The 24,366-nt window shown below is 66.9% G+C and carries 23 protein-coding genes; 12 read left to right on the top strand and 11 right to left on the bottom strand.

Annotated features, from left to right (window positions below; genetic code table 11):
- Positions 1–13: 13 nt before the first annotated feature.
- From AC07PA_RS07370 to AC07PA_RS07350, 5 genes are all read left to right on the top strand, one after another.
- Positions 14–529 carry a DUF4442 domain-containing protein gene (locus tag AC07PA_RS07370; RefSeq protein WP_145694677.1) on the top strand — a complete coding sequence of 172 codons (516 nt, stop codon included), beginning with the start codon at positions 14–16 and terminating at the stop codon, positions 527–529.
- A 14-nt stretch (positions 530–543) separates the two neighbouring features.
- Positions 544–1,743, top strand: a complete 1,200-nt coding sequence (locus tag AC07PA_RS07365) for an acetyl-CoA C-acyltransferase (protein WP_007860877.1) — start codon at positions 544–546, stop codon at positions 1,741–1,743.
- A 198-nt stretch (positions 1,744–1,941) separates the two neighbouring features.
- Positions 1,942–2,829 (top strand): alpha/beta hydrolase family protein, encoded by an 888-nt coding sequence (locus AC07PA_RS07360; RefSeq protein WP_494608298.1) that lies wholly within the window; start codon positions 1,942–1,944, stop codon positions 2,827–2,829.
- 27 nt (positions 2,830–2,856) lie between these two features.
- Positions 2,857–3,735, top strand: a complete 879-nt coding sequence (locus tag AC07PA_RS07355; RefSeq protein WP_494608297.1) for an acyl-CoA thioesterase — start codon at positions 2,857–2,859, stop codon at positions 3,733–3,735.
- Between the two features lie 97 nt (positions 3,736–3,832).
- Positions 3,833–4,609: an enoyl-CoA hydratase gene (locus tag AC07PA_RS07350; RefSeq protein ID WP_007860889.1), complete on the top strand. Its 777-nt coding sequence runs from the start codon at positions 3,833–3,835 to the stop codon at positions 4,607–4,609.
- Between the two features lie 819 nt (positions 4,610–5,428).
- Here AC07PA_RS07350 and AC07PA_RS07345 read toward each other — a convergent pair.
- Positions 5,429–7,591: a 3-hydroxyacyl-CoA dehydrogenase NAD-binding domain-containing protein gene (locus tag AC07PA_RS07345; protein WP_494608566.1), complete on the bottom strand. Its 2,163-nt coding sequence runs from the start codon at positions 7,589–7,591 to the stop codon at positions 5,429–5,431.
- 20 nt (positions 7,592–7,611) lie between these two features.
- Positions 7,612–8,817 (bottom strand): acetyl-CoA C-acetyltransferase, encoded by a 1,206-nt coding sequence (locus tag AC07PA_RS07340; RefSeq protein ID WP_145694673.1) that lies wholly within the window; start codon positions 8,815–8,817, stop codon positions 7,612–7,614.
- Positions 8,818–9,034: 217 nt separating this feature from the next.
- On the opposite strand from AC07PA_RS07340, the gene AC07PA_RS07335 reads away from it, so the two are divergent.
- Positions 9,035–9,313, top strand: a complete 279-nt coding sequence (locus tag AC07PA_RS07335; protein ID WP_494608567.1) for a hypothetical protein — start codon at positions 9,035–9,037, stop codon at positions 9,311–9,313.
- Positions 9,314–9,388: 75 nt separating this feature from the next.
- On the opposite strand, the gene AC07PA_RS07330 is transcribed toward AC07PA_RS07335, so the two are convergent.
- The gene (locus AC07PA_RS07330; protein ID WP_494608568.1) at positions 9,389–10,018 is read right to left on the bottom strand and encodes an outer membrane beta-barrel protein; all 630 of its coding nucleotides are present in this window, start codon (positions 10,016–10,018) and stop codon (positions 9,389–9,391) included.
- A gap of 247 nt (positions 10,019–10,265) precedes the next feature.
- Here AC07PA_RS07330 and AC07PA_RS07325 point away from each other — a divergent pair, with 247 nt between their 5' ends.
- A complete protein-coding gene (locus tag AC07PA_RS07325) occupies positions 10,266–10,571 on the top strand; it encodes a hypothetical protein (protein ID WP_007862169.1) in 306 nt (101 codons plus the stop codon).
- Positions 10,572–10,596: 25 nt separating this feature from the next.
- On the opposite strand, the gene AC07PA_RS07320 is transcribed toward AC07PA_RS07325, so the two are convergent.
- The 7 genes from AC07PA_RS07320 to AC07PA_RS07290 all read right to left on the bottom strand — a co-directional run bounded on the left by AC07PA_RS07320 (position 10,597) and on the right by AC07PA_RS07290 (position 18,592).
- Positions 10,597–11,760, bottom strand: coding sequence for an acyl-CoA dehydrogenase family protein (locus tag AC07PA_RS07320; protein WP_494655364.1), 1,164 nt, complete (start codon positions 11,758–11,760; stop codon positions 10,597–10,599).
- A gap of 116 nt (positions 11,761–11,876) precedes the next feature.
- Positions 11,877–13,037: an ABC transporter substrate-binding protein gene (locus AC07PA_RS07315; protein WP_494608570.1), complete on the bottom strand. Its 1,161-nt coding sequence runs from the start codon at positions 13,035–13,037 to the stop codon at positions 11,877–11,879.
- A gap of 82 nt (positions 13,038–13,119) precedes the next feature.
- Positions 13,120–14,976: an AMP-dependent synthetase/ligase gene (locus AC07PA_RS07310; RefSeq protein ID WP_494608571.1), complete on the bottom strand. Its 1,857-nt coding sequence runs from the start codon at positions 14,974–14,976 to the stop codon at positions 13,120–13,122.
- Between the two features lie 5 nt (positions 14,977–14,981).
- Positions 14,982–15,803 (bottom strand): ABC transporter ATP-binding protein, encoded by an 822-nt coding sequence (locus tag AC07PA_RS07305; RefSeq protein ID WP_494608572.1) that lies wholly within the window; start codon positions 15,801–15,803, stop codon positions 14,982–14,984.
- Positions 15,800–16,639, bottom strand: coding sequence for an ABC transporter ATP-binding protein (locus AC07PA_RS07300; RefSeq protein WP_494608573.1), 840 nt, complete (start codon positions 16,637–16,639; stop codon positions 15,800–15,802). The genes AC07PA_RS07305 and AC07PA_RS07300 overlap by 4 nt, the downstream gene beginning before the upstream one ends.
- Complete coding sequence (locus AC07PA_RS07295) at positions 16,636–17,712, bottom strand: branched-chain amino acid ABC transporter permease (RefSeq protein WP_007862161.1); 1,077 nt, start codon at positions 17,710–17,712, stop codon at positions 16,636–16,638. Before AC07PA_RS07295 ends, AC07PA_RS07300 begins: the two co-directional genes overlap by 4 nt.
- 4 nt (positions 17,713–17,716) lie before the next feature.
- Positions 17,717–18,592, bottom strand: coding sequence for a branched-chain amino acid ABC transporter permease (locus AC07PA_RS07290; RefSeq protein ID WP_108016380.1), 876 nt, complete (start codon positions 18,590–18,592; stop codon positions 17,717–17,719).
- A gap of 183 nt (positions 18,593–18,775) precedes the next feature.
- Here AC07PA_RS07290 and AC07PA_RS07285 point away from each other — a divergent pair, with 183 nt between their 5' ends.
- The 3 genes from AC07PA_RS07285 to AC07PA_RS07275 all read left to right on the top strand — a co-directional run bounded on the left by AC07PA_RS07285 (position 18,776) and on the right by AC07PA_RS07275 (position 20,900).
- A complete protein-coding gene (locus AC07PA_RS07285; protein ID WP_494608574.1) occupies positions 18,776–19,573 on the top strand; it encodes a crotonase/enoyl-CoA hydratase family protein in 798 nt (265 codons plus the stop codon).
- Positions 19,574–19,656: 83 nt separating this feature from the next.
- Complete coding sequence (locus AC07PA_RS07280; RefSeq protein WP_007857305.1) at positions 19,657–20,142, top strand: thioesterase family protein; 486 nt, start codon at positions 19,657–19,659, stop codon at positions 20,140–20,142.
- A gap of 176 nt (positions 20,143–20,318) precedes the next feature.
- Positions 20,319–20,900, top strand: a complete 582-nt coding sequence (locus AC07PA_RS07275) for a bactofilin family protein (RefSeq protein ID WP_494608575.1) — start codon at positions 20,319–20,321, stop codon at positions 20,898–20,900.
- Between the two features lie 61 nt (positions 20,901–20,961).
- Here the strand turns inward: AC07PA_RS07275 and AC07PA_RS07270 are convergent, their stop codons facing one another.
- Positions 20,962–21,387 carry an acyl-CoA thioesterase gene (locus tag AC07PA_RS07270; protein WP_494608576.1) on the bottom strand — a complete coding sequence of 142 codons (426 nt, stop codon included), beginning with the start codon at positions 21,385–21,387 and terminating at the stop codon, positions 20,962–20,964.
- Positions 21,388–21,514: 127 nt separating this feature from the next.
- Here AC07PA_RS07270 and AC07PA_RS07265 point away from each other — a divergent pair, with 127 nt between their 5' ends.
- Positions 21,515–23,359, top strand: coding sequence for an ABCB family ABC transporter ATP-binding protein/permease (locus AC07PA_RS07265; RefSeq protein ID WP_007857308.1), 1,845 nt, complete (start codon positions 21,515–21,517; stop codon positions 23,357–23,359).
- 56 nt (positions 23,360–23,415) lie between these two features.
- Positions 23,416–24,348 (top strand): 2-hydroxyacid dehydrogenase, encoded by a 933-nt coding sequence (locus AC07PA_RS07260; protein ID WP_494608577.1) that lies wholly within the window; start codon positions 23,416–23,418, stop codon positions 24,346–24,348.
- Positions 24,349–24,366: the final 18 nt, after the last annotated feature.

Raw genomic sequence — 24,366 nt, 5'->3', positions numbered from 1 at the left:
GCCCTTGTCCACCATGAGCGAAACCACCCGCCCGCCGAACAAGCTGCAGCGCTCGCTGATGCGGCTGGACGAAGCCCCGGCCTTCATGCGCGGCTTCGTGCAGAACATCATCCTGCGCCGCGCCGTGCCCTTCACGGGCACGGCCGGAGTGCAGTTCGTGTCGCTCACGCCCGAGCGGGTCGAGGTGCACCTGGCCAACGAGCGCCGCGTGCAGAACCACATCGCTGGCGTGCACGCCTCGGCCATGAACCTGCTGGCCGAGACGGCCACCGGCATGGTCGTGGGCATGAACGTGCGCGACGACTGCCTGCCGCTGGCCAAGGAGTTCAGCATGGCCTTTCGCAAGCGCGCCACGGGCGGCCTCAAGGCCGTGGCCGTGCTCAGCGCCGAGCAGCGCGCGGCCATGCAGGCCAGCGACAAGGGCGAGGTCCAGGTCACCGTCACCGTGACCGATGAGGCTGGCGCCGAGCCGGTCGAATGTGCATTTACGTGGGCCTGGATTCCCTCCAGCCGCCCCGCCAAGAATTGAAGGAGTTCACCACCATGGCCAAACAAGTCCAGGAAGCCTATATCGTTGCTGCCACGCGCACGCCCATCGGGCGCTCGCACCGCGGCTTCTTCCGCAACACCCGGCCCGACGACCTGCTGGCGACCACGCTCAAGGCAGCGCTGGCCGCGGCGCCCGGTCTCGACCCCAAGGCCATCGAGGACATCATCTGCGGCTGCGCGATCCCCGAAGCCCAGCAGGGCCTGAACGTTGCGCGCATCGGCGCCGTGCTGGCCGGCCTGCCCACCAGCGTGGGCGGCATCACCGTCAACCGCTTCTGCGCATCGGGCCTGTCGGCCGTGCAGATGGCGGCCGACCGCATCCGCGTCGGCGAGGCCGACGTGATGATCGCTGCCGGTGTGGAAAGCATGAGCATGGTGCCCATGATGGGCAACTCGCCCTCGCTGTCGCCCTCGATCTTCGAGCGCGAAGGCGACGTGGGCATTGCCTACGGCATGGGCCTCACGGCCGAGAAGGTGGCCCAGCAGTGGAAGGTCAGCCGCGATGCGCAGGACCAGTTCGCGCTGCAGTCGCACCAGAAGGCCCTGGCCGCCCAGCAGGCCGGCTACTTCGCCGACGAGATCACCTCCATCGAAGTGACCGACCGCACGGCCAACCTGGAAACCGGCGAGTCGATCGCCAAGAGCCGCACCGTGAGCCTGGACGAGGGCGCCCGCCCCGACACCACGCTCGAAGGCCTGGCCAAGCTGAAGACGGTGTTCGCCGCGCGCGGCTCCGTCACCGCCGGCAACAGCTCGCAGACCAGCGACGGCGCCGGTGCGCTGATCCTGGCCAGCGAGGCCGCCGTCAAGCGTTTCGGCCTGACGCCGCTGGCGCGCTTCGTGAGCTATGCCTCCAAGGGCGTGCCGCCGCACATCATGGGCATCGGCCCGATCGAGGCGATCCCGGCGGCCCTGCGCTATGCGGGCCTGAACCAGCAGGACATCGACTGGTTCGAGCTGAACGAAGCCTTTGCGGCGCAGTCGCTGGCGGTGATGAACACGCTGGGCATGGACCCTTCCAAGGTCAACCCCATGGGCGGCGCGATCGCGCTGGGGCACCCACTGGGTGCGACGGGCGCGATCCGCTCGGCCACGGTGGTGCATGCGCTCAAGCGCAACAAGCTCAAGTACGGCATGGTCACGATGTGCGTAGGCATGGGCCAAGGCGCCGCCGGCATATTTGAATCTGTTTGAGGCTACTGCGCGGCCTTCAGGCGTCGTTGGGCGGTGCTCGGAATCCTCACGTACAGGAAATACGTTGCGGTTCCTGTGCTCCGTTCGCCTAGCAGCTCATCCCGCTCGCTACGCCCTTGAGGGCGGGGTGTGAAGAGCGGGATTGTTTGAAGTGTTTTCCATCGAGCCGGCGCAGATCGGTCTTTACAGGAGACGAACATGGACAAGCAGACTTTGCAGGTGACGGACGCGGTGTCTTTGGCGCTGCGCGTGTACGAACCCGAAGGTGGGGCTGGCGCCGCGCGCGCCAGTGTCGTGATCGGCGGGGCCATGGGGGTGCGGCAGGCGTTCTACGAGGCGTTTGCGCGCTGGCTGGCGCAGCAGGGGTTTCGGGTCACTACGTTCGATTACCGCGGGCATGGGGATTCGCTGCAGGGCCCTATGCGGGCCGTAAAGGCGGATCTGTTCGATTGGGCGCAGGACTACGAGGCCGTGATTTCAGCGGCCAAGGCTGCGCTACCGGCGTCCCCGCTGTACCTGCTGGGGCACAGCCTGGGGGCGCAGCTGCCGGGGCTCTTGCGCAACCCGGCGCAGGTCGACGGGCTGCTCAGCATTGCCGCAGGCAGTGGCTACTGGCGCGACAATGCGCCGCAGCTCAAGCGCATCGTGCCGTATTTCTGGTGGGTACTGGTGCCGCTGGCCACGCGGCTGTGCGGGTACTTTCCCGGGCGCACGCTCAAGAAGGTCGGCGATCTGCCGGCCGGCGTGATCCTGCAGTGGCGGCGCTGGTGCCTGAACCCCGCCTACAGCGTGGGGGCCGAAGGGGCTGCCGTGGCGCAAAGCTATGGGGCGGTGCGCTTTCCGGTGCTGGCCCTGTCGATGAGCGACGATGAGCTCATGACGCTGCGCGGCACGCACAACCTCGTCAACCTGTATGCCAACACCGAGCGCCGCGTGGAGAGCATCACCCCGGCAGACCTGCATGTGCGCCGCATCGGGCACTTCGGCTTCTTTCGCGACCAGTTCAGCGGCAATCTGTGGCCGCGCGCGGCGGCCCTGCTGTCCGGGTTCAGCGCTGCGGCAACAGTCACCGGCACGACGGTGTAGTCCGGCAATTCGCGGCACACTCAGCGCATGACCCGCAGCACCCAGACCCCGCAAGGCAGCGACAACCCTCCTGCTGCCGCCGCCGCCCCCCACCCGCTCGACGAGGCCCTGCAGCTGTCCGCCAGCGCCGATGTCCCGGGGCAGTACCAGGGGCAGACCCATCCTGGCTACTGGAACATGGTCGGCCCGTTCGGCGGTGTCACGGCAGCCACCTTGTTGACGGCCATCCTGCAGCACCCGGACCGGCTCGGCGACCCCCTGTCGCTCACGGTCAACTATGCGGGCGCACTGGTGGAGGGCGCCTTCACCATCCAGGCCGTGCCCGTGCGCACCAACCGCTCCACCCAGCACTGGACACTGTCCATCCTGCAGGCCGATGCCGAGGGTGCGCTGGTGGTCACCACCACCGGCACGGCAGTGACGGCCGTGCGCCGCGAGACCTGGAGTGTGGGCGACCTGCCCATGCCCGAGGTGACGCCGCCTGCCGAGCTGGCGCCCATTGCCCGGCAGGGGGTGGAGTGGATCAACCGCTACGAAATGCGCCCTTTGAAAGGCCCCATCCCCAATACCTGGGATGGCAGTGGCGACCACAGCACCACGCAGTTGTGGATGCGCGATGCGCCACCGCGGCCGCTGGACTTTTTGTCGCTCGCCGCCCTGGCCGATGTGTTCTACCCGCGTGTCTGGCTGCGCCGCGCGCGCCGCGTGCCGGCCGGCACGGTGTCCATCACCGTGTACTTCCATGCCGGTGCCGAGCAGCTCGAGGCCACTGGCACCGGCCACCTGCTGGGCCAGGCCCGCGGCCAGGAGTTCCGCAACGGTTTCTTCGACCAGACCGCCCAGTTGTGGAACGAGGCCGGCACCATGCTGGCCACGAGCCACCAGATCGTTTACTACAAGGAATGATGGATGGAAGGCCGGCAGGGGACCAGCATCCTTCGCCTGCCGCATCATCCGTCCTTCGATGCCCGATTCATCATCCCAAACCCCCGAGATTCCAGCCATGACTGCATCCACCCAAGACATCCTCGTCCACACTGAAGCCGGTGTCACCACCATCACCTTCAACCGGGTGGACAAGAAGAACTCCATTACCACCACCATGTACGCCGCCATGGCCGATGCACTGGTTGCCGCCGAGGCGGACGCTGCCGTGCGTGTGGTGGTGTTTCAGGGCGATGTGGCGATCTTCAGCGCCGGCAACGACATCGGTGACTTCTTGCAGCAACCGCCCGCCACGCAGGACTCGCCCGTGTTCCGCTTCCTGCACGGCATCGCCGCCTTCCCCAAGCCCCTCATCGCGTCCGTCTGCGGCCCGGCCGTGGGCATCGGCACGACCTTGCTGTTCCACTGCGACCTGGTCTACGCCGGTGACAACGCGGCGTTTTCCATGCCCTTCGTGAACCTGGGCCTGTGCCCCGAGGCGGCGTCGAGCCTGCTGGTTCCACAGATGATGGGCTACCACCGTGCGGCCGAGGCCCTGCTGCTGGGCGAGCCTTTCATGGCCGAAGCGGCCTTGGAAGTGGGCCTGGTGAATCGCGTGGTGCCTCCCACGGAATGCAATGGTGTGGCGCAGGCACAGGCGAAGAAGCTGGCGGCCAAGCCCTTGTCTGCGCTGATCGAGACCAAGCGCTTGATGAAGAAGGGGCAGACGCAGCCGGTGCTGGAGCGCATGGGCGAGGAGGGCGCGAGCTTTGGGCGCATGCTGCGGGAGCCGGCTGCTCGGGAAGCGTTCTCGGCGTTCATGGAGAAGCGCAAGCCTGACTTCAGCAAGGTTTGATTTCTTGAGCCTGCTGTGCGGTCGTCGGCGCGATGATGACCGCATGCCTTAGCTGAGTGCGGGAGCCGGGATGTGCGCCCGGCGGCGCACCCACCTTCTTTTGCGTCGCCAAAAGAAGGTGGGCCAAGAAAAGGCGACCCCCAGTCTGCGTCCCCCGTTCGTCCTGTCGGGCGAACGGGGGCAGCCTGCGGTGCTCGGTCCTGGGGTGGCGTCGCAGAACTCGCTGCGTTCTTCGAACTCCGCTCAAACAGCTGCGACGAGTCAGATCACGAAGTGCGTGTGTCCTTCGGCACACGCACCCACCCCAGGCCCTGCGCTTCTCGGCGCATCCAGAAGGGGTGGGGACCGGGTACCACCCGGCTGCTGCGCAGCTGCGCCTGGGGTCGGTTCGCGCTGCGCGCTGCCGACGAAACTGGCGCGATCGCGCTGGCGAGCCGAGCGCAGCGAAGGACCACAGGCCGAGCGAAGCAATGGCCCGTGTTGGTATCCACCCCCTTCTGACCGTGCCGAGAAGCGCAGAAGCTGGGGTGGCGCGTGTGCCGAAGGACACACGCGCTTCGTCATCTGACTCGCCGCAGATGTCTGAACGGAGTTCGCCCGAAGGGGGAACGCAGTGAGTTGCGAGGCGCACCCCAGCTTCGAGCATCGCAGGCTGCCCCCTCGTACGCAGTGCGAGGGGGACACGGGCAGCGGGGTCGCCTTTTCTTTGCCTTCTTTCTTTTGGCGACGCAAAAGAAAGAAGGTGCGCCGCCGGGCGCACATCCCGGCCTCCGCCCTTCAATGAAGCAAATTGATCGATTGGGCCACTGCACGCAGCACTCAGTACCGAGGCTGAAACCGCGCAATCGCATCACGCGCCGCAGCATCCAGCGCAAACCCCGTCCCAAACCTCTGCGCCAATTCATCTGCCCGCGCAAGGAACGCCTCCACCCCCGTTCCATAGATGAACTGCATCGCCCCCCCGGTCCACGCCGGAAACCCGATTCCGAAGATCGACCCGATGTTCGCATCGTGCACGCTCGTGAGCACCCCCTCTGCCAGACACCGTGCCGTCTCCACCGCCTGCCGGTACAGCAAGCGATCCTGGATCTCCTGCACGCTCAAGGGGCTTGAAGTGTCGGCGGGGCGCCCGAACAGCGACGGCAGCTGAGGCCACAACTGCTTCTTGCCGCCCGCGGGGTAGTCATAGAACCCGCCGCCACCCGCGCGGCCAGGGCGCTTCAACTCCTTGACCATGCGCTCCACGAGCAGCTCGCCGGGCGTGGCGAGGTAGGTGCGCCCCTCGGCCGCATAGTCGGCACGCGTCTGGTCGAGCACGTGCACGCTCAGGGTCAGCGCCGTCTCGTCGAGCACGGCCAGCGGCCCCACGGGCATGCCGGCCTGCATGGCCGCGTTCTCGATCAGCGCCGCAGGCACGCCCTCGCCGAGCAGGGCCGCGCCCTCCATCACGTAGGTGCCGAAGGTGCGGCTGGTATAGAAGCCGCGCGAATCGTTGACCACGATGGGCACCTTGCCCAGGGCCTGCACGTAGTCGAAGGCACGCGCCACGGTCTCGTCGTCCGTGGCCTGGCCGCGGATGATCTCCACCAGTTTCATCTTGTCCACCGGGCTGAAGAAGTGGATGCCGACGAATTTCGCGGGCCGGCGGCTGGCCTGCGCCAGGCCGCTGATAGGCAGGGTCGACGTATTGCTGGCGAAGAAGCCACCCTCGGCGAGCTGGGGCTCGGCCTCGCGCGTCACGTTCGCCTTGAGCTCGCGGTTCTCGAACACGGCTTCGATCACCAGGTCGCAGCCGGCCAGGTCGACGGCATCGGCGGTCGGGGTGATCCTGGCGAGCAGTGTCTGTTGCGCAGTGGCCTCCATGCGGCCCTTGTCCACGCGTGCCTGCGAGAGCTGGGCGCTGTAGGCCTTGCCAGCCTCGGCCTTTTCCTGGCTCACATCCTTGAGCACGGTGGCAATGCCCCGGCTGGCCTGGGCCCAGGCGATGCCTGCGCCCATCATGCCGGCGCCCAGGATGCCGACTTTCTGCGGCTTGTAGCGCGGGGAACTGCCGGGTCGTGACTGGCCGCTCTTGATCGCATTCATGTCGAAGAAGAACGTGTTGATCATGTTGCGCGCCACGGGGCCGGTCATCAGGCGGGCCAGGTAGCGGCTTTCGATGCGCAGCGCGGTGTCGTAGTCGACGAGGGCGCCTTCGACCATGGTGGCCAGGATGGCCTCGGGCGCCGGGTAGCGGCCGCGCGTGGTCTTCTTGAGCATGGCGGGTGCCACGCTCAGTGCGCCGGCCACCTTGGGGTTGGCGGGCGTGCCGCCGGGCATCCTGTGGTTCTTGTCGTCCCAGGGCTGGACGGAGTGCGGATGGGTCGCGATGCGGGACAGTGCTGCTGGCAGCAGCTGCTCGGGCGTGGCCACCAGTTCGTGCACCAGCTGCAGCTCCAGCGCCTCGCGCGGATTGAAGAGCTGGCCTTCGAGCAGGTAGGGCTGGGCACCCATAAGACCGAGCAGGCGCGTCATCTTGGTGATGCCCGTGGCGCCGGGCATCAGGCCCAGGGTCACCTCGGGCAGGCCGAACTGGATGCGCGGGTTGTCCACGGCAATGCGGTAGTGGCCCACCAGCGCCACCTCCCAGCCGCCGCCGAGGGCCGCACCGTTGAGGCAGCTGACCACGGGGATGCCCAGGGTTTCCAGCGTGCGAAAGTGCTTTTTCATGCGCTCGATCTCGCCGAAGGCGGTGGGCGCATCGGCAGGCGTGAGCCGCATGGTGGCCTTGAGGTCGGCGCCCGCGAAGAAGCTGGTCTTGGCCGATGCCAGCACCACGCCCTTGAGCTGGGCGCGATCGGCCACGACACGCGCCGTGGCCTCGCCCAGGTCGGCCTGCCACTGGCGGCACATGGTGTTGACGCTGGAGTCCGGTTCGTCGAAGGTGATCAGCGCAACCTTGCCGTCGGCGGCATCGAGGAGTTCGTAGCGGATGGTCTGCATGGTGTTCTCCGTCGTCGTCATCACACGCGTTCCACGATGGTGGCAATGCCCATGCCGCCACCCACGCACAGCGTGGCCAGGCCGTAACGCAGTTGCCGGCGGTGCAGCTCGTCGATCAGCGTCCCCAGGATCATGGCGCCCGTGGCGCCCAGGGGGTGGCCCAGGGCGATGGCGCCGCCGTTGACGTTGACCTTGTCGTGCGGCACGCCCAGTTCGCGCATGAAGCGCATGGGCACGGCGGCAAAGGCCTCGTTGACCTCGAACAGGTCGATCTGGCCGATGTCCAGGCCGGCCTTGGCCAGTGCCTTGCGCGCGGCCGGCACGGGGCCGGTGAGCATGATGGTCGGGTCGGCACCGCTGAGCGCGGTGGCCACGATGCGCGCGCGCGGCGTGAGGCCATGGGCCGTGGCCGCGGATTCGTTGCCGATCAGCACCGCTGCGGCGCCATCGACGATGCCCGAGGCATTGCCCGCATGGTGCACATGGTGGATGCGCTCCACCTGCGGGTAGCGCTGCAGCGCCACCGCGTCGAAGCCCATGCCGCCCAACTGCTCGAACGAGGGCTTGAGCGCGGCCAGGCCTTCGAGCGTGGTCTGCGGCTTGATGAACTCGTCCTCTTCCAGGATGGGCAGGCCCAGGAAGTCCTGCACGGGAACCACCGATTGCTTGAAGTAGCCGGCCGCGCGCGCGGCGGCGGCCCGGCGCTGCGATTCGACCGCATAGGCGTCGACGTCGGAGCGTGTGAAGCCATCGAGCGTGGCGATCAGGTCCGCGCCGATGCCCTGGGGCACGAACAGCGTGGCCGAGTTGGTGTCCGGGTCCTGCGCCCAGGCGCCGCCGTCCGAGCCGATGGGCACGCGGCTCATGCTCTCCACGCCACCGGCCACCACCAGGTCTTCCCAGCCCGAGCGCACCTTCTGCGCGGCCAGGTTCACGGCCTCCAGGCCCGACGCGCAAAAGCGGTTGACCTGCAGGCCCGAAGCGCGGAAGTCCCAACCCGCCTTGAGTGCCGCCACCTTGGGCAACACCGAGCCCTGCTCGCCCACGGGCGAGACGATGCCCATCACGATGTCGTCCACCGCAGCGGTGTCGAAGCGGTGGCGGCGCTGCAGCTCGGCCAGCAGGCCGGTGAGCAGACTGATGGGCTTGACCTCGTGCAGGCTGCCGTCCTTCTTGCCCTTGCCCCGCGGCGTGCGGATGGCATCGAACACATAGGCTTGTGTCATGGCGTGTCTCCAGTTTGTCGCCGCAGTATAGGGCGGGACGGCTTTATGCAGATCACCTGCTTTGTATAAATGGTGACACCTGACCAGACGCGCGGTCCTCCTGGTGTAGGAGCAGGATGGCAGCGGCTCCCCGGTTTGGCTGACGGCCGGCGTACACAAAGCCTTCGAAACTCATTGCGGCACGCCTCATCCATCCCACATTCCATCCAGGTGAACCATGAGCAACAGCATCCAGCGCAGCGGGGCAGGTTCGTCGGACGGCAAAGCCATGCCGACCCCAGCGCGCGCCGGGCCTGGGCCCATGGACCAGCACGCGATCCGCTTCAGCGCCGGGGGCCTGCTCGCGGTGCTGGTGGCTTTCTGGTTGCTGGGGCCGTTCATGGGTATGGCGGCGCTGATCGTGCTTGCCACGCTGTTCTTCGTCTGGCGCGAACCTGGCGTGTCCAACCCGCTGCGGTGGGAAGACCACTACGAGCAGCCTGATCGGGCAGGGTAAGGTGGACGATGGCGCCCGCAAGGGCCCGGACAGGGCACATGCGGAGGGCGCTGGGTGCGCCCCCGTCGGGCCACCTCAGAACCGGTAGCGCACGCCCACGGTGGCCAGGTCGGCGGGTGCCGTGTCGTCCGAGAAGTGCAGGCGGTGGCGCTCCCACTCCAGCACGGCGGCGATGTTGGGCGTGAAGCCCCAGCTGGCACCCAGGCCGAAGGACAGGCCCATGCCGCTGTTCCTGCCGGTGCGCAGGCCATAGACGGGCTCTGCGGACGTGAAGGTCCGGCTGTAGGTGGTGCCGGCCTTGGCAAACAGCTCCAGGCGGTCGCCGATGGGGGCACGCCCCACCAGGCTCAGGTTCAGTCCCCGGGCCTTGGTCCGGCCATCGAGCCGGTAAGCGCGGCCGAAATCGAGGTAGCCCACCTCGACGCCGAAGTTGCGGTGAAAGTAGCCGCCGGTGCTGAGCTTCCAGGCGGTATCGCTGTCGTCGTAGGCCAGCCCGGTCGGCCCCGCGTACAGGTCGTACCGGGAGCGCCCGCCCGACAGGCCGACATAGCCGGCCTGGGTGAAGGGCAGGACGGACCTGGAGGAAGGCAGAGATACGTCGGCAGGGGCCTGCGCTCGCGCCACGCCGCACACGACGCCGAAAAGCGCGCCGCCGATGGCGGCAATGAGCCAGGGGGAAGTGCTGCTGCGCCGTGCATGCCTCATGGAAGTCTCCCGCGATAAGGACACCGTTTTTGGCACCCGCACACGCAGGCCGCCTGACTTCCAATTTAGGCGGCTGCCATGTAACAGCACGTGGGATTTGGTAAGCGGCTTTTGTAGGAATCGGCCTGCAAGGAAAGGCGCTGGCAACGCGCTATCCTGTCGTCTTTGAACAGATTCTTGTGGGCTGGGCCTGGATGGCCTTATCCTGCGAAAACGGGGCTGCTTATTGACCGCCCCCACCAGAACAATGGCAAAAACCCTTTCCGAATCCCTGCAGCGCCTGGCGCGCGACGCCATCGAATACGACGACGCGCGCTCCGGCTTTTTCCTCGAGCACCACCTGGCCCTGGCCGCTGGCGCGGGCTTGGCCGTGTCCGCGCTGATGGCGCCCAGCCGCAGTGCGGCCGCCGTGCGCGGCCTCGCCGCCGGGGTGCTGCTGGTGCGTGGCCTCAGCGGCCGCGACGGCGTGCGCGACTGGCTGCAGGTGCGCGGCGCTGCACCGGCCCCGCGCAAGCTCAGTCCCGAAGAGATCCGCGAGACCTGGCTGCTGTAAGCGCAGCTTCAGGCTGCGGCCCGGGCTACTTGCCCAGCCCCATCGCGCGGGTGATCACTTCCTTCATGATCTCGTTGGTGCCGCCGTAGATGCGCTGCACCCGGGCATCGGCGTAGGCGCGGGTGATGGGGTACTCCCACATGTAGCCATAGCCGCCGTGCAGCTGCAGGCACTCGTCCATCACCTTGCACTGCAGGTCGCTGGTCCAGTACTTCGCCATGCTGGCCGTGGCGGTGTCGAGCTGGCCGGCCACGATGAGCTCGCAGCATTTGTCCACAAAGACGCGTGCCACCTGCACCTCGGTCTGCAGCTCGGCCAGGGTGTAGCGGGTGTTCTGGTAGGCGGCCACGGGCTGGCCGAAGACCTTGCGCTGCTGGACGTAGTCCACCGTCCAGTCGATGGCCGCCTGGGAGGCGGCCACGGCGGTGATGGCGATCTGCAACCGTTCCCAGGGCAATTGCTCCATCAGGCAGATGAAGCCGCGCCCTTCCATGGCAGGGCCGCCGAGCAGGTTCTCGGCGGGCACCTTCACGTCGGTGAAGAACAGCTCGGAGGTGTCCTGCGCCTTCATGCCCAGTTTCTTGAGACGCTGGCCCTTCTCGAACCCCGGCATGCCGCGCTCCACGAGGAACAGGCTGGTGCCCTTGGCCCCCGCCGCCGGGTCGGTCTTGGCGACCACGATCACCAGGTCCGCATGCCAGCCGTTGGTGATGAAGGTCTTGCTGCCGTTGAGCACATAGTGCGAGCCGTCGGCGCTCTTCACGGCCGTGGCCTTGATGCCCTGCAGGTCGCTGCCGGCAGCCGGCTCGCTCATGGCGATGGCGCCCACCATGGCACCGCTGGCCAGCTGCGGCAGGTAGCGGCGCTTTTGGTCCTCGGTGCCGTAGTGCAGGACGTAGGGCGCCACGATCTCGCTGTGCAATCCGAAGCCCAGGCCGGTGAAGCCCGCGTGCGCGATGGCCTCCATCTGGGCCACCGAGTAGAGCCGGTCGGCGCCCGCGCCGCCGTATTCCTCGGGCAGGCTCATGCACAGAAAGCCGTTCTCGCCTGCCTTGGCCCATACGGCACGGTCCACGTAACCCTGTTCCTCCCAGGCTGCGTGGTGGGGGGCGACCTCCTTGTCGAGGAAGCGCGCGAAGCTTTCGGCAAAGGCCTGGTGGTCGGCGCTGAAGAGGGTGCGTTCGATCATGGTGTTCGTCTCCGGTGTTATTTTGCAAAGCGGGTGCTTTTCAAAATTCTGCCATGGACAGGCACCAAGAAAAAGGCCGCCCCGAAAGGGCGGCCCGGCTGCGCTTCAGGTGCCGTTCACTTGACGTAGTCCGACACCACTTTCCATTTGCCGTCCTGGATCTGCGACAGGCGCGACAGGTCGCTGCCCAGGCGCTTCTGCGGGCCGTAGGACGCTTCGGCGCTGCCGAACATGTCGGGCGGGATCACCATGGTGTCCATGGCCTTGATGAAGCTTTCGGTGGTCAGCGAGGTGCCGGCCTTCTGCGCCGCGCGGATGAAGGCGTCGATGGCGCCATAGCCGTAGACCGAGAACACCGTGGGGTCCTCGTTGAACTTGGTCTTGTACTTGGTGGCCCAGAAGCGGATGGGCTGCGAGGCCTCGTCCAAGTAGGGGTGCTGCACCGTCATGGTGGCGTACAGGCCGTCCATGGGCTTGCCGCCCAGCTTGTGGATGAGGTCGGTGTAGGCCGCACTCGAACCCAGGAAGGTGGGGTTGAAGCCGGTCTTGCGCGCCTCGCCGATGGTGCCGATGGTCTCGCGGATGATGGTGCCCAGGACCACGAAGTCGCAATCCGCGGCCTTCATCTTCGCCACCTGGGACGAGAAGTCGGTGGCGCCGCGCTTGTACGAGGTCTTCTCGGTGAAGTCCATGCCCATGGCCTTCAGGGCCGCCTCGCCGCCGCGCATCACCTCCAGGCCGAACTCGTCGTCCTGGTAGATGGTGCAGATCTTCTTGGCGCCCTTTTCCTTGATGAGCTTGGGTGCGGCCAGGCGGATCTGGTCGTAGTAGGTGGCGGCAAACGAGTACTTGAGCTTGTGGAAGGGCTCGTACATCTCGCGCGCGGCCGTCACCGGGAAGAAGTTGATCACGTTCTTGCTGAACTGCACCGGCATGGCCGCCAGGTTCTGCGCCGTGCCGATGTGCGCCACCATCATGAAGATCTTGTCCTGGTTGACGAGCTTCTGCGCCGCCAGCACCGCCTTCTTGGGGTCGTAGCCCGAGTCCTCGACCTTGAGGTCGATCTTGCGGCCGTTCACGCCGCCCTGCTCGTTGGCCTCGTCCACGCGCAGCATCATCCCCAGGCGCACCTGCTTGCCGAAGCCCGCGAGCGGCCCCGACAGATCCTGGATGGAGCCCAGCGTGATGCTGTCCTTGGCCACGCCCTGCGTCTGGGCCTGCGCGGCGGTGCCGGCCAGGGCCACGGTGGCCAGCGCAGCGAGGTGATGAAGTTTCATGGCACGTCTCCTTGGATGGATCGGATTCGTCGTTATAGAACGATGCCCGGTACCGGGCACCAGCACTTTCCCTATGGGCGGGTCAGCGGTACATGGCCTCGATCTGGGCCGCGTATTTCTGCTGCACGAGCTTGCGCTTGAGCTTCATGGTGGGGGTCAGCTCCTCGTCCTCGGCAGAAAGCTGCGTGTCCAGGAGGAAGAACTTCTTGATCTGCTCCACGCGCGCGAAGCGGGTGTTCACGCGGTCCAGCTCGGCCTGTATCAGGGCCTGCACCTCAGGGGCGCGCGTGAGGCTGGCGTAGTTGGAAAACGGCACGTCGTTGTCCTGCGCGTACTTCTCCACGTTCTCCTGGTCGATCATGATGATCACCGTGAGGTAGGGCCGCGCATCGCCGATCACCACCGCGTCGGTCACGTAGGGGCTGAACTTGAGCTCGTTCTCCAGCTCGCTCGGAGTGATGTTCTTGCCACCGGCCGTGATGATGATGTCCTTCATGCGGTCGGTGATGCGCAGGTAGCCGTCGGCGTCGATCACGCCCACGTCGCCGGTGTGCAGCCAGCCGTCGGGGGAGATGGTCTCCGCCGTCTTTTCGGGCTGGTTCAGGTAGCCCTTGAAGACGTTCGGGCCGCGCACCTGGATCTCGCCCGTGGCCGGGTCCACGCGCACCTCGTTGTAGCTCGCGGCGGGACCGATGGAGCCGGGCTTGATGCGGCTGGCCGGCACGCCGGTGGCGGCGCCGCAGGTCTCGGTCATGCCCCACACCTCCAGCATGGGTACGCCCAGCGCCAGGTACCACTTCACCAGGTCGGGCGAGATCGGTGCCGCACCCGTGACCAGAAAGCGCGCCCGGTGGATGCCGATAAGCTTGCGCACGTTGTCCAGCGCCAGCCATCGTGCCAGCTGGAACTGCAGCTTCTGCCCGGCGCCCACGGGCTGCCCGGCCAGCACCTGCTCGGCAATGCGCGTGCCCACACCGATGGACCAGGCGTACGCCGCCTGCTGCAGCTTCGTGGACTCCTTGAGCGCGATCATCACGCCCGAATAGAACTTTTCCCATACGCGCGGCACGGCGGTGAACACGGTGGGGGCGATCTCGCGCACGTTCTCGGGCACGGTGTCCGGGTTCTCCACGAAGTTCAGGCGCGAGCCGGTGTACAGCGAAAAGTACTCGCCGCCCATGCGCTCGGCGATGTGGCACAGCGGCAAAAAGCACATGGCCTCGTCGTCCTCGGTGCGCGAGATCAGCGTGTTGTAGCCGCGCACGGTGTAGGCCAGCGCAGCATGGGTGTGCATGGCGCCCTTGGGCTTGCCGGTGGTGCCCGAGGTGTAGACCAGGATGGCCACGTCCTCGGGCTTGCAGCCCTGCACGCGGCGCTCCAGCGCGCCCGCGTGCTGCGCGTTCCAGTCCCGGCCCAGCGCGCGCAGGGCCTGCAGGCTGATGATGCCCGGGTCCGAGAGGCTGCGCAGGCCTTCCATGTCGAAGACCACGATCTTGCGCAGCAGCGGCAATTGCGCGCGCACTTCCAGTGCCTTGTCCAGTTGCTCGTCGTCCTCGACGAAGAGCACGCTGGTGCGCGAGTCCTCGCACAGGTAGTGCACCTGGCTGGCCGCGTCGGTGGGGTAGATGCCATTGGAGACACCGCCGCAGCTGAGCACGGCCAGGTCGGCCAGCACCCATTCGATGTTGGTGCTCGACAGCACGGACGCACAGTCGCCTGGAGCAAAGCCCAGCGCCATCAGGCCGCCCGCGATCTCGCGCACGGCGTCGGCGGTCTGGTCCCAGGTCCAGCTCTTCCAGATGCCCAACTGCTTCTGGCGCAGCCACACCTTGGGGCCGCGCTGCGCCACGCCATTCCAGAACATGGCGGCCATGGTGTCGCCCGCGAGCACGTCGGTGCCGGCCGGCTGGATGTGGGAGAGGTCCCATAGATTGGACATGCCGGTCACCTCCAGTTCTTCTTCTTTTTCCAGCGCCGCTCGCCGCGCACGCCGGCGTCCTTCATGCCCAGGTAGAACTCCTTGATGTCGTCCTTCTCGCGCAGGCGCTCGCAGCTGTCTTCCATCACGATGCGGCCGTTCTCCAGCACATAGCCGTAGTCGGAGGCATTGAGTGCCATGTTGGCGTTCTGCTCCACCAGCAGGATGGTGGTGCCGCGCTCGCGGTTGATGCGCACCACGATCTCGAAGATCTCCTTGGTGAGCTTGGGCGACAGGCCCAGGCTGGGTTCGTCGAGCAGGATCAGTTCGGGGTTGGCCATGAGTGCGCGCGAGATCGCCAGCATCTGCTGCTGGCCGCCCGAGAGCAGGCCAGCGTCCTGCGTGGCGCGTTCCTTGAGGATGGGAAAGTAGGCGTACACCAGCTCCAGGTCGCGGGCCACCGCATCGGCGTCGCTGCGCGTGTAGGCGCCCATGAGCAGGTTGTCGCGCACTGAGAGCAGTGCGAACACCTCGCGCCCCTCGGGCACATGCACCAGCCCCCGGCGCACGATGGCGGCCGGATCGTTTGCCGTGATGTGGGCGCCCTGGAATTCGATGGAACCCCGGCGCGGGTCGATGATGCCCGAGATGGTCTTGAGGATGGTGGTCTTGCCCGCGCCGTTGCTGCCCAGCACCGCCGCGATCTCGCCGCGCTGCACCTGCAGGCTCACGCCGCGGATGGCCTTGATGGGGCCGTACGCGCTTTCCACGTTCTGCAGGCGCAGCAGCGGCGTTCCCTCTGCGGTGCTGCCGGGGCCGGATGGGCCGGGGAACGGAATGACGGTCATCGTGCCATCCTTGCCGATGCGCTGCCCGCCGGGCGGCGCAGGTTGCTCACATCGTCGATGGTGCCCAGGTAGGCCTCGATCACGCCGGGGTGCGCCTGCACCTCGCGCGGCGTGCCCATGGCCACCACCTCGCCCTGGTTCATGGCAAGCACCCGGTCCGATACCTTGGACACCAGCGACATGTCGTGCTCCACCATCAGCACGGTGATGCCGAGCTCGTGCTGGATGTCCTGGATCCAGAAGGCCATGTCGTCGGTCTCCTCCACGTTCAGGCCCGAGGAGGGCTCGTCCAGCAGCAGCAGGCGCGGCTCGGTGCACAGCGCCCGGGCCAGCTCCACCACCTTGCGCACGCCGTAGGGCAGGCCAGCCACCAGCGTGTCGCGGTAGTGCTGCAGGTCCAGGAAGTCGATGATTTCCTCGGCCTTCTCGCGCGCGCGGACCTCGGCGTCGCGCACGCGGCGGGTGAAAAGCAGGTCGGCCCACAGCCCGGTATCGCGGCGCGTGTGGCGGCCGATCAAGAGGTTGTGCAGCACGCTGGCGTGCTCGAACAGCTCGATGTTCTGGAAGGTGCGCGCAATGCCCAGGCCGGCCACCTTGTGCGGCGGCTGGTCGGTCAGCGGCAGCAGGCCGTCCGGGCCTGCATAGTGGATGGTGCCGGCGGTGGGCGTGTAGATGCGGCTGATGAGGTTGAACACCGTGGTCTTGCCCGCGCCATTGGGCCCGATCAGGGTGAACACCTCGCCGCGGCGCACCTCGAAGCCCACATTGTTCACGGCCAGCACGCCGCCGAAACGCACGCTGAGGTTCTGGGCGCTGAGCAGGATGTCGTCGGTCATTTCAGCCTGTCCGATTTTTGGAAGGACTTCTGCCGCTTGAACAGGCCCTTGCGGTAGAACGGGAACAGCTGCAGCCAGGTGCGCACCTTGAGCCAGCGGCCGTACAGGCCCATGGGCTCGAACAGCACGAAGAGGATCAGCACGGCGCCGTAGACCACGGCCTGCAGGCCCGGGGCCTGGCCGATGGCGGCGGGCAGCCAGTCCTTGCCCAGCGAGATCAGCTGCGGCATGGAGATCAAAAAGATGGCGCCCAGGAAGGCACCATGCACCGAGCCCAGCCCGCCGATCACGATCATGAGCAGCAGGTCGATGGACTGCAAAATGTTGAACTGGTCTGGCGAGATGAACTGCAGCTTGTGCGCGTACAGCGCGCCGCCGATGCCGGCCAACGCCGCCGACAACGAGAACGACAGCGTCTTGTAGCGCGCCAGATGGATGCCCATGCTCTGCGCCGAGATCTCCGAATCGCGGATGGCCACGAAGGCCCGGCCCGTGGGCGAGCGCAGCAGATTCAGGATGGCCAGGGTGCTGACCACGGCGATCACCAGGCACAGGAAGTAAAAGGACTCGGTGGATTCGAACTTGAAGCCCCAGATCTCGGGTGGCACCAGGTGCTTGCCCGAGTTGCCACCCGTGACCGACTCCCAGCGCGCGAACACCTCCTCGACGATGAAGCCGAAGGACAGCGTGGCCATGCCCAGGTAGATGCCCTTCACCCGCAGTGCCGGCAGGCCCACGATCACCCCCACCGCGGCCGACAGCCCCGCAGCGCATGCCAGCGACAGTGCGAACGGCCAGCCCATGCCCGTGAGCACCGCCTGCGTGTACGCCCCCACGCCCAGGAAGGCCGCATGCCCGAGCGAGAACAGCCCCGTGAAACCCGCCAGCAGCATCAGTCCGAGGCCGACGATGGCGTAGATGAGCACGAAGGTCAGCTGCGCCAACCAGTACTCGGGCGCCACCCAGGGCGCCGCCACCAGGGCCAGGCACAGCAGCCCGTACCAGAACACATGCCCGCCGTGCTTGGCCAGGCGCAGGTCCTGCTCGTAGGAAGTCTTGAAAAGAAAGCGCATGGGGTCAGACTTTCTTTCTGAGCTTTTCGCCAAACAGTCCGTTGGGCCGCACCATCAGCATGACCAGCACCACGATGTAGGCGGCCGTGTCCTTGAAGCCGTCGGGCAGGTAAAAGCCCGAGAACGACTCCACGATGCCGATCACCAGGCCGCCGACGATGGCACCCGGCAGGCTGCCGAAGCCTCCGACCACGGCGGCCGGAAAGGCCTTGAGCCCGATCAGGCCCATGTTGGCGTGCACGAAGGTGATGGGCGCCAGCAGCAGCCCGGCCACCGCCGCCACGGCGGCGGCCAGGCCCCAGGCCAGGCCGTTGAGGCGCTGCACGGGAATGCCCATGTAGTAGGCCGCCAGCTGGTTTTGCGACGAGGCCTGCATGGCGATGCCGAGCTTGCTGTAGCGAAACAGTGCGAACAACAGCGCACACAGCACGCCGGTGGCGCCGATCACGGCCAGCTGCTCGGCGTTGAGCACCAGCGCGCCAAGCTTGAACGACAGATCCTTGTAGGGCACGGGCAGGGTGTGGGTCTCGGTGCCGATGGCGGGGATCATCGTCACCAGGCCGCGCAGTACGTAGCCGATGCCGATGGTCAGCATGACGATGGAGAAGGCCGGCTGGCCCAGGATGGGGCGGATCACCGCGCGCTCAAGCACGGTGCCGAACAGGCCCATGGCTGCGATGCTGGCCAGCACCGCCACCCAGAAGGGAAAGCCGAGCACCGTCATCAGCGCCAGGCCGCAGAAGGCGCCCAGCATCATGAGCTCGCCCTGGGCGAAGCTCACGGTTTCCGTGGCCTTGTAGATGAGAACGAAGCCGAGCGCGATCAGGCCGTAGATGCACCCCTGGGCGATACCGCTGATCAACAGTTGCACGAATTGCACACTGGCCCTCCGGAATATTTATACAAAGCAATTGCTTTGCATAAATAATGGTGCCTGCGCGCGGCCCCTGCCGCACTCGGGGCTAACCCTGAGTGCAGGCACTGCCAGGGCACCGCGCATGTTGTCCCTTTGCCAGGGGGCGCGCAATAAGGGTTGCGTCCTATGCGGCGCGTGGAGGAGTCCATGTCCATCGAGGTAGAAAAGCAAGGCCGTGTCACGCTGGTGACACTCCACCGGCCCGCGGTGCGCAACGCGGTCGATGCGGCGACGGCCCGTGCGCTGCACGCGGCCTTCCTGGCGTTCGAGCGCGACGACACGGCCGACGTGGCCGTGTTCCATGGCGCGGGTGGCCACTTCTGCGCGGGCTGGGACCTGCAATCGGGCGCGCGGCAGCAGGCCGAGGGTACGTCGCCCGAGGCCCTGGCGCAATCGCTCGACTATGCGGCCGGCGCACCGGACCCCGCCGCTCCCATGGGCCCGAGCCGGCTGCAGCTGTCCAAACCCGTGGTGGCCGCCGTCAGCGGTGCGGCCGTGGCCGGCGGCATGGAGCTGGCCCTGTGGTGCGACCTGCGTGTGATGGAGGAGGGCGCCTATTTCGGCGTGTACTGCCGCCGCTTCGGCGTGCCGCTGATCGACGGCGGAACGGTGCGCCTGCCGCGCCTCATCGGGCTGTCGCAGGCGCTCGATCTGATCCTCACGGGCCGCAAGGTCGAGGCCCCCGAGGCCTTGCGCATGGGCCTGTGCAACCGCGTGGTGCCACCCGGCCAGGCGCTGGCGGCCGCGCTGGCACTCGCACACGCGATCGCCGCCTTTCCGCAGGCCACGCTGCGGGCCGACCGCGCCAGTGCCTTCGCACAAGAGGGCCTGCCGCTGGCCGAAGCGCTGCTGCAGGAGTGGCAGGGCGGGCGGGCCTGCCTGGCCGATGCGCTGCAGGGCGCGGAGCGCTTCACCGCGGGCCAGGGGCGGCATGGAAAGTTTTGATTGAAAATGGCCTGAAATGCTTACTTGGATGGCATGGCCCGCTATCCATTGCAGAGCGCACGGAGACACCGAACAGGAACACCATGAGCAAGACCAGCACCGCACTGCCGCAGGAATTCGAGCCCGAATTCGTGGCCGGCCTGAAATCCATCTTCGAGGAAAAGATCGTCTTCAACCAGGTGCTGGGCCTGAAGATCACCGCCCTGCACCCCGACCGGGTGGAGGGGCGCATCGAGATGAAGCCCGAGCTGGTGGGCCACTATGCGTACAACCGCGTGCACGGCGGCGTGATCAGCGCCGGGCTCGATGCCATGGGCGGCCTGGCCGTGATGGCGGCCATCGGCGGGCGCCACATGGACGAAGCGCCCGAGCAGCGTCTGCACCGCTTTGCCAAACTTGGCACCATCGACCTGCGCATCGATTACCTGCGCCCGGGCATCGGCAGCCACTTCACGCTGCACGCCGAGGTGCTGCGCCTGGGCTCGCGCGTGGCCACCACGCGCATGGAGTTCAAGGGGCCGAACGGGGAGATCATGTCCGCAGGGGCGGCGGCCTACATCGTCTCCTGATGCGGGATCGAAAAAAGCAGGATATCCCGTCGAGGATGTAATGCGCCGGATGTGAGTGCCCGCAAACATTGCAAGCGCATGCTACGGATGAACCGTTTGGTTACCGTTCTTGCGCAATGCACGCATCCGTCACGTAGGTGGACTCCTACGATGAAATCTCTTTTCAAGGAGTACCGATGGCCGTGCAAAACCCCTTCTTTGGCAAGCGTGAACCCGAGTCGTTTCAGCCCCGCCACAGTCCTTCCAACTCCACCGGCCTGAGCAGCCCGGTGGCCAGTTCGTCCGCCAGCGGTGCCGTGCCGGCATCGGCACCGGTCAGCCCGGCCCTGGCCAAGCCGTCGTCGGCCGCGGATTCCACCGGCAGCAAGCTCACGGTGGGCCCCAACATCAAGCTCAAGGGCGTGGAAATCACCGATTGCGACACCCTCGTGGTCGAAGGCACGGTAGAGGCCACCATGGACTCGCGCGTGATCCAGATCTCCGAGCACGGGGCCTTCCGCGGCTCGGCCGAGATCGATATCGCCGAAATCCATGGCGAGTTCAATGGCACGCTTACCGTGCGCCAGAAGCTCGTGATCTACAGCACCGGCAAGGTCAATGGCAAGATCCGCTACGGCAAGCTGGTGGTGGAAGAGGGCGGCCAGCTCGCTGGCGAGATCGAATCCGGCATCGGCTCGGGCAGCGCCTCGTCGGCATTGCGCAGCGCGCTGCCTGCGCAGCAGCCGGTGCGTGCCGAACCGACCGCGCTGGCGGCCTGAACGACCGCCTGCGGACGACCGGGGCCCTGCCGGGGCCCGGTCGGTCTTTCTTGTCTGCTGACTACTCGCCTTCCTTCTTCGGGCGCGGCACGGGGCGCGGACGGCCTTCGTCGTCGATGGCCACGTAGGTCAGGCGCGCTTCCGTCACCTTGACGTAGCGCCCCTGGTCGGCAAAGCGCTCGGCATATACCTCCACCTGCACGGTGACCGAGGTGTTGCCCACGCGCGTGATCGACGAGAAGAACGACAGGATGTCGCCCACGCGCACGGGCTGCTTGAAGATGAACTCGTTGACCGCCACGGTGGCCATGCGGCCCTGCATGTAGCGCGCCGGCAGCACGGAGCCGGCCAGGTCGACCTGTGCCATGACCCAGCCGCCGAATATGTCGCCATTGCCATTGGTGTCCCCCGGCATGGGGATGACCTTGAGCACCAGTTCCTTGTCGGTGGGCAATTGGGCGGCGGGTGGGCTGAAATTCTCGGACATGGGCACAATCTCGGTTGGGGCTGGCACGGATGCTGGGGGACACCACGGGTGGACTCCAGGGCACGCCCCGAGAAAACCACCCAGGCGCCAGCCGGGTCGGTAAAAACAACAACCGGAATTGTCCCCCATGCGCCCTGTCGGCGAACCCCACCCTGCCCAGGCACCGGCTTTGGCCGCTGCAACCCCTCCCTCCGACTGGGCCACCATCGGCCGCTTGCTGCCCTACCTGTGGCAGTACAAGTGGCGTGTGGTCGCGGCCATCGTCTTCATGGTGGGCGCCAAGATGGCCAACGTGGGCGTGCCCGTGCTGCTAAAGACCCTGGTGGATGCCATGGACCTGAAGCTGGGCGAGCCGGCCACCTTGCTGGTGGTGCCGGTGGGGCTGTTGCTGGCCTACGGCGCCCTGCGCCTGTCCACCTCTATCTTCAGCGAATTGCGCGAACTGGTGTTCGCCAAGGCCACGCAGGGTGCCGCGCGTTCGATTGCGCTGCAGACCTTCGAGCACCTGCATGCCTTGAGCCTGCGCTTTCACCTGGAGCGGCAGACCGGCGGCATGACGCGCGACATCGAGCGCGGCGTGCGCGGCATCGAGTCGCTGATCTCCTTCACCCTGTTCAACGTGGTGGCCACGCTGGTCGAAGTGGCCCTGGTGCTCACCGTGCTGGCCGTCAAGTTCGACGCGTGGTTTGCCTGGATCACGCTGGCGGCCTTGGCGTTCTACATCCTGTTCACCGTGCTGGTGACCGAGTGGCGCACGCAGTTCCGGCGCGAGGCCAACGAGTTCGACTCGGCCGCGCACACCAAGGCGGTGGATTCGCTGCTCAACTACGAAACCGTCAAGTACTTCAACAACGAAGGCTTCGAGGCGCGCCGCTACGACGAAAGCCTGGAGCGGCTGCGCCATGCGCGCCTGAAGAGCCAGACCACGCTGTCCATGCTCAACGCCGGGCAGCAGTTGATCATCGCCATCGGCCTGGTGGCCATGCTGTGGCGCGCGACGCAGGGTGTGGTCGACGGGCGCATGACGCTCGGTGACCTGGTCATGGTCAACGCCTTCATGATCCAGCTGTACATACCGCTCAACTTCCTCGGGGTGATCTACCGTGAGATCAAGCAGAGCCTGACCGACCTGGACAAGATGTTCGTGCTGATGGACAAGGAGCGCGAGGTGGCCGATGCCCCCGGTGCGCTGCCGCTGTCGGGCCTCGACCAGGCCACAGTGCGTTTCGAGGATGTGCATTTCGCCTACGACACGCGCAAGGGAGAGGGCCTGGCCGCCGGCCGGCCCATCCTGCAGGGCGTGAGCTTCGAAATCCCCGCCGGCAAGACGGTGGCCGTGGTCGGGCCCTCGGGCTCGGGCAAGTCGACCCTGGCGCGGCTGCTGTACCGCTTCTACGACATCCAGCAGGGGCGCATCACCATCGCCGGGCAGGAGATCCGCGCGGTGACCCAGGCCAGCGTGCGCCAGGCCATCGGCATCGTGCCGCAGGACACGGTGCTCTTCAACGACACCATCGCCTACAACATCGCCTACGGCCGCCCAGGCGCCAGCCAGGCCGAGGTGGAAGCGGCCGCCCGCTCGGCGCGCATCCACGACTTCATCGCCGGCACGCCGGCCGGCTATGGGGCCATGGTGGGCGAGCGCGGGCTCAAGCTCTCGGGCGGCGAGAAGCAGCGCGTGGCCATCGCCCGCACGCTGCTCAAGAACCCGCCCATCCTGATCTTCGACGAGGCCACCTCGGCGCTCGACTCGGCCAACGAGCGCGCCATCCAGTCCGAGCTGCAAAGTGCCGCCCAGAACAAGACCACGCTGCTGATCGCGCACCGCCTGTCCACCGTGGTCGATGCGCACGAGATCCTGGTCATGGACGCCGGCCGCATCATCGAGCGCGGCACCCATGCCGAACTGCTGGCCCAGCGCGGGCGCTACGCCAGCATGTGGGCGCTGCAGCAGAGCGACGCCGCGGCATGAACCTTGCCTCCAGCCACGACAACCATCGCTTTTGATTTCCTTTTGATTCCACTGCCATGAAACCTGTCCTGCTTGCCCTCTCATTCCTTGCCGAGGAACATTGCGCCCAGCTGTCGGAAACCTTCGAGCTGGTTTACGCGCCCGACGCCGCCCAGCATGCGAAGGCCATTGCCGAGCATGGCAGCCGCGTGCGCGTGGTGCTCACCATCGGCTCCATCGGCATCACGCCGGCGCAGATCGATGCGCTGCCGGCCGCCACGCTGATCTGTGCGCTGGGTGCGGGCTACGAGAACATCGCCGTGGCCCATGCCAAGGCGCGCGGCATCGTGCTGGCCAATGGTGCGGGTACCAACGACGATTGCGTGGCCGACCACGCCTTCGGCCTGTTGATCGCCGCCGTGCGCGGCATTCCCCAACTCGACGTCGCCACCCGCCAGGGCGTGTGGCGCACGGCCTTGCCGCTGCCACCCAATGTGTCGCACAAGCGCATCGGCATCGTCGGCCTGGGCACCATCGGCAAGAAGATCGCGCAGCGCGCGCTGGGCTTCGACCTGCAGGTCGGCTACCACAACCGCAGCGAGCGCAGCGATGTGCCTTACCGCTACTTCGGCGATGTGACAGCGCTGGCCGAATGGGCGGATTTCCTGGTCGTGGCCACGCCCGGCGGCCCGGGCACCAAGCACCTGGTCAACGCCTCGGTGCTCGCTGCCCTGGGACCGCGCGGCTATGTGGTCAACATCGCGCGCGGCAGCGTGATCGATACCGCGGCGCTGGCCAGCGCCTTGCGTGACGGCCGCATTGCGGGCGCGGGCCTGGATGTGTACGAGAGCGAGCCCGCGCCACCGGCCGAGCTGCTGGATCTGCCCAGCGTGGTGCTCACCCCCCATGTGGGCGGCTGGTCACCCGAAGCGGTGCAGGCCTCGGTGGACCGCTTTGTCGAGAACGCGCGCCGCCACCTCGCGGGCGAGGCACCGGTATCGCCCATCTGAGTCGGCCCCCACCAGCAA

The sequence above is a fragment of the Acidovorax sp. GW821-FHT09B03 genome (assembly GCF_059418305.1).
The sequence above is the reverse complement of the archived record's forward strand: the minus strand, read 5'-3'. Positions and strand labels throughout refer to the sequence as shown.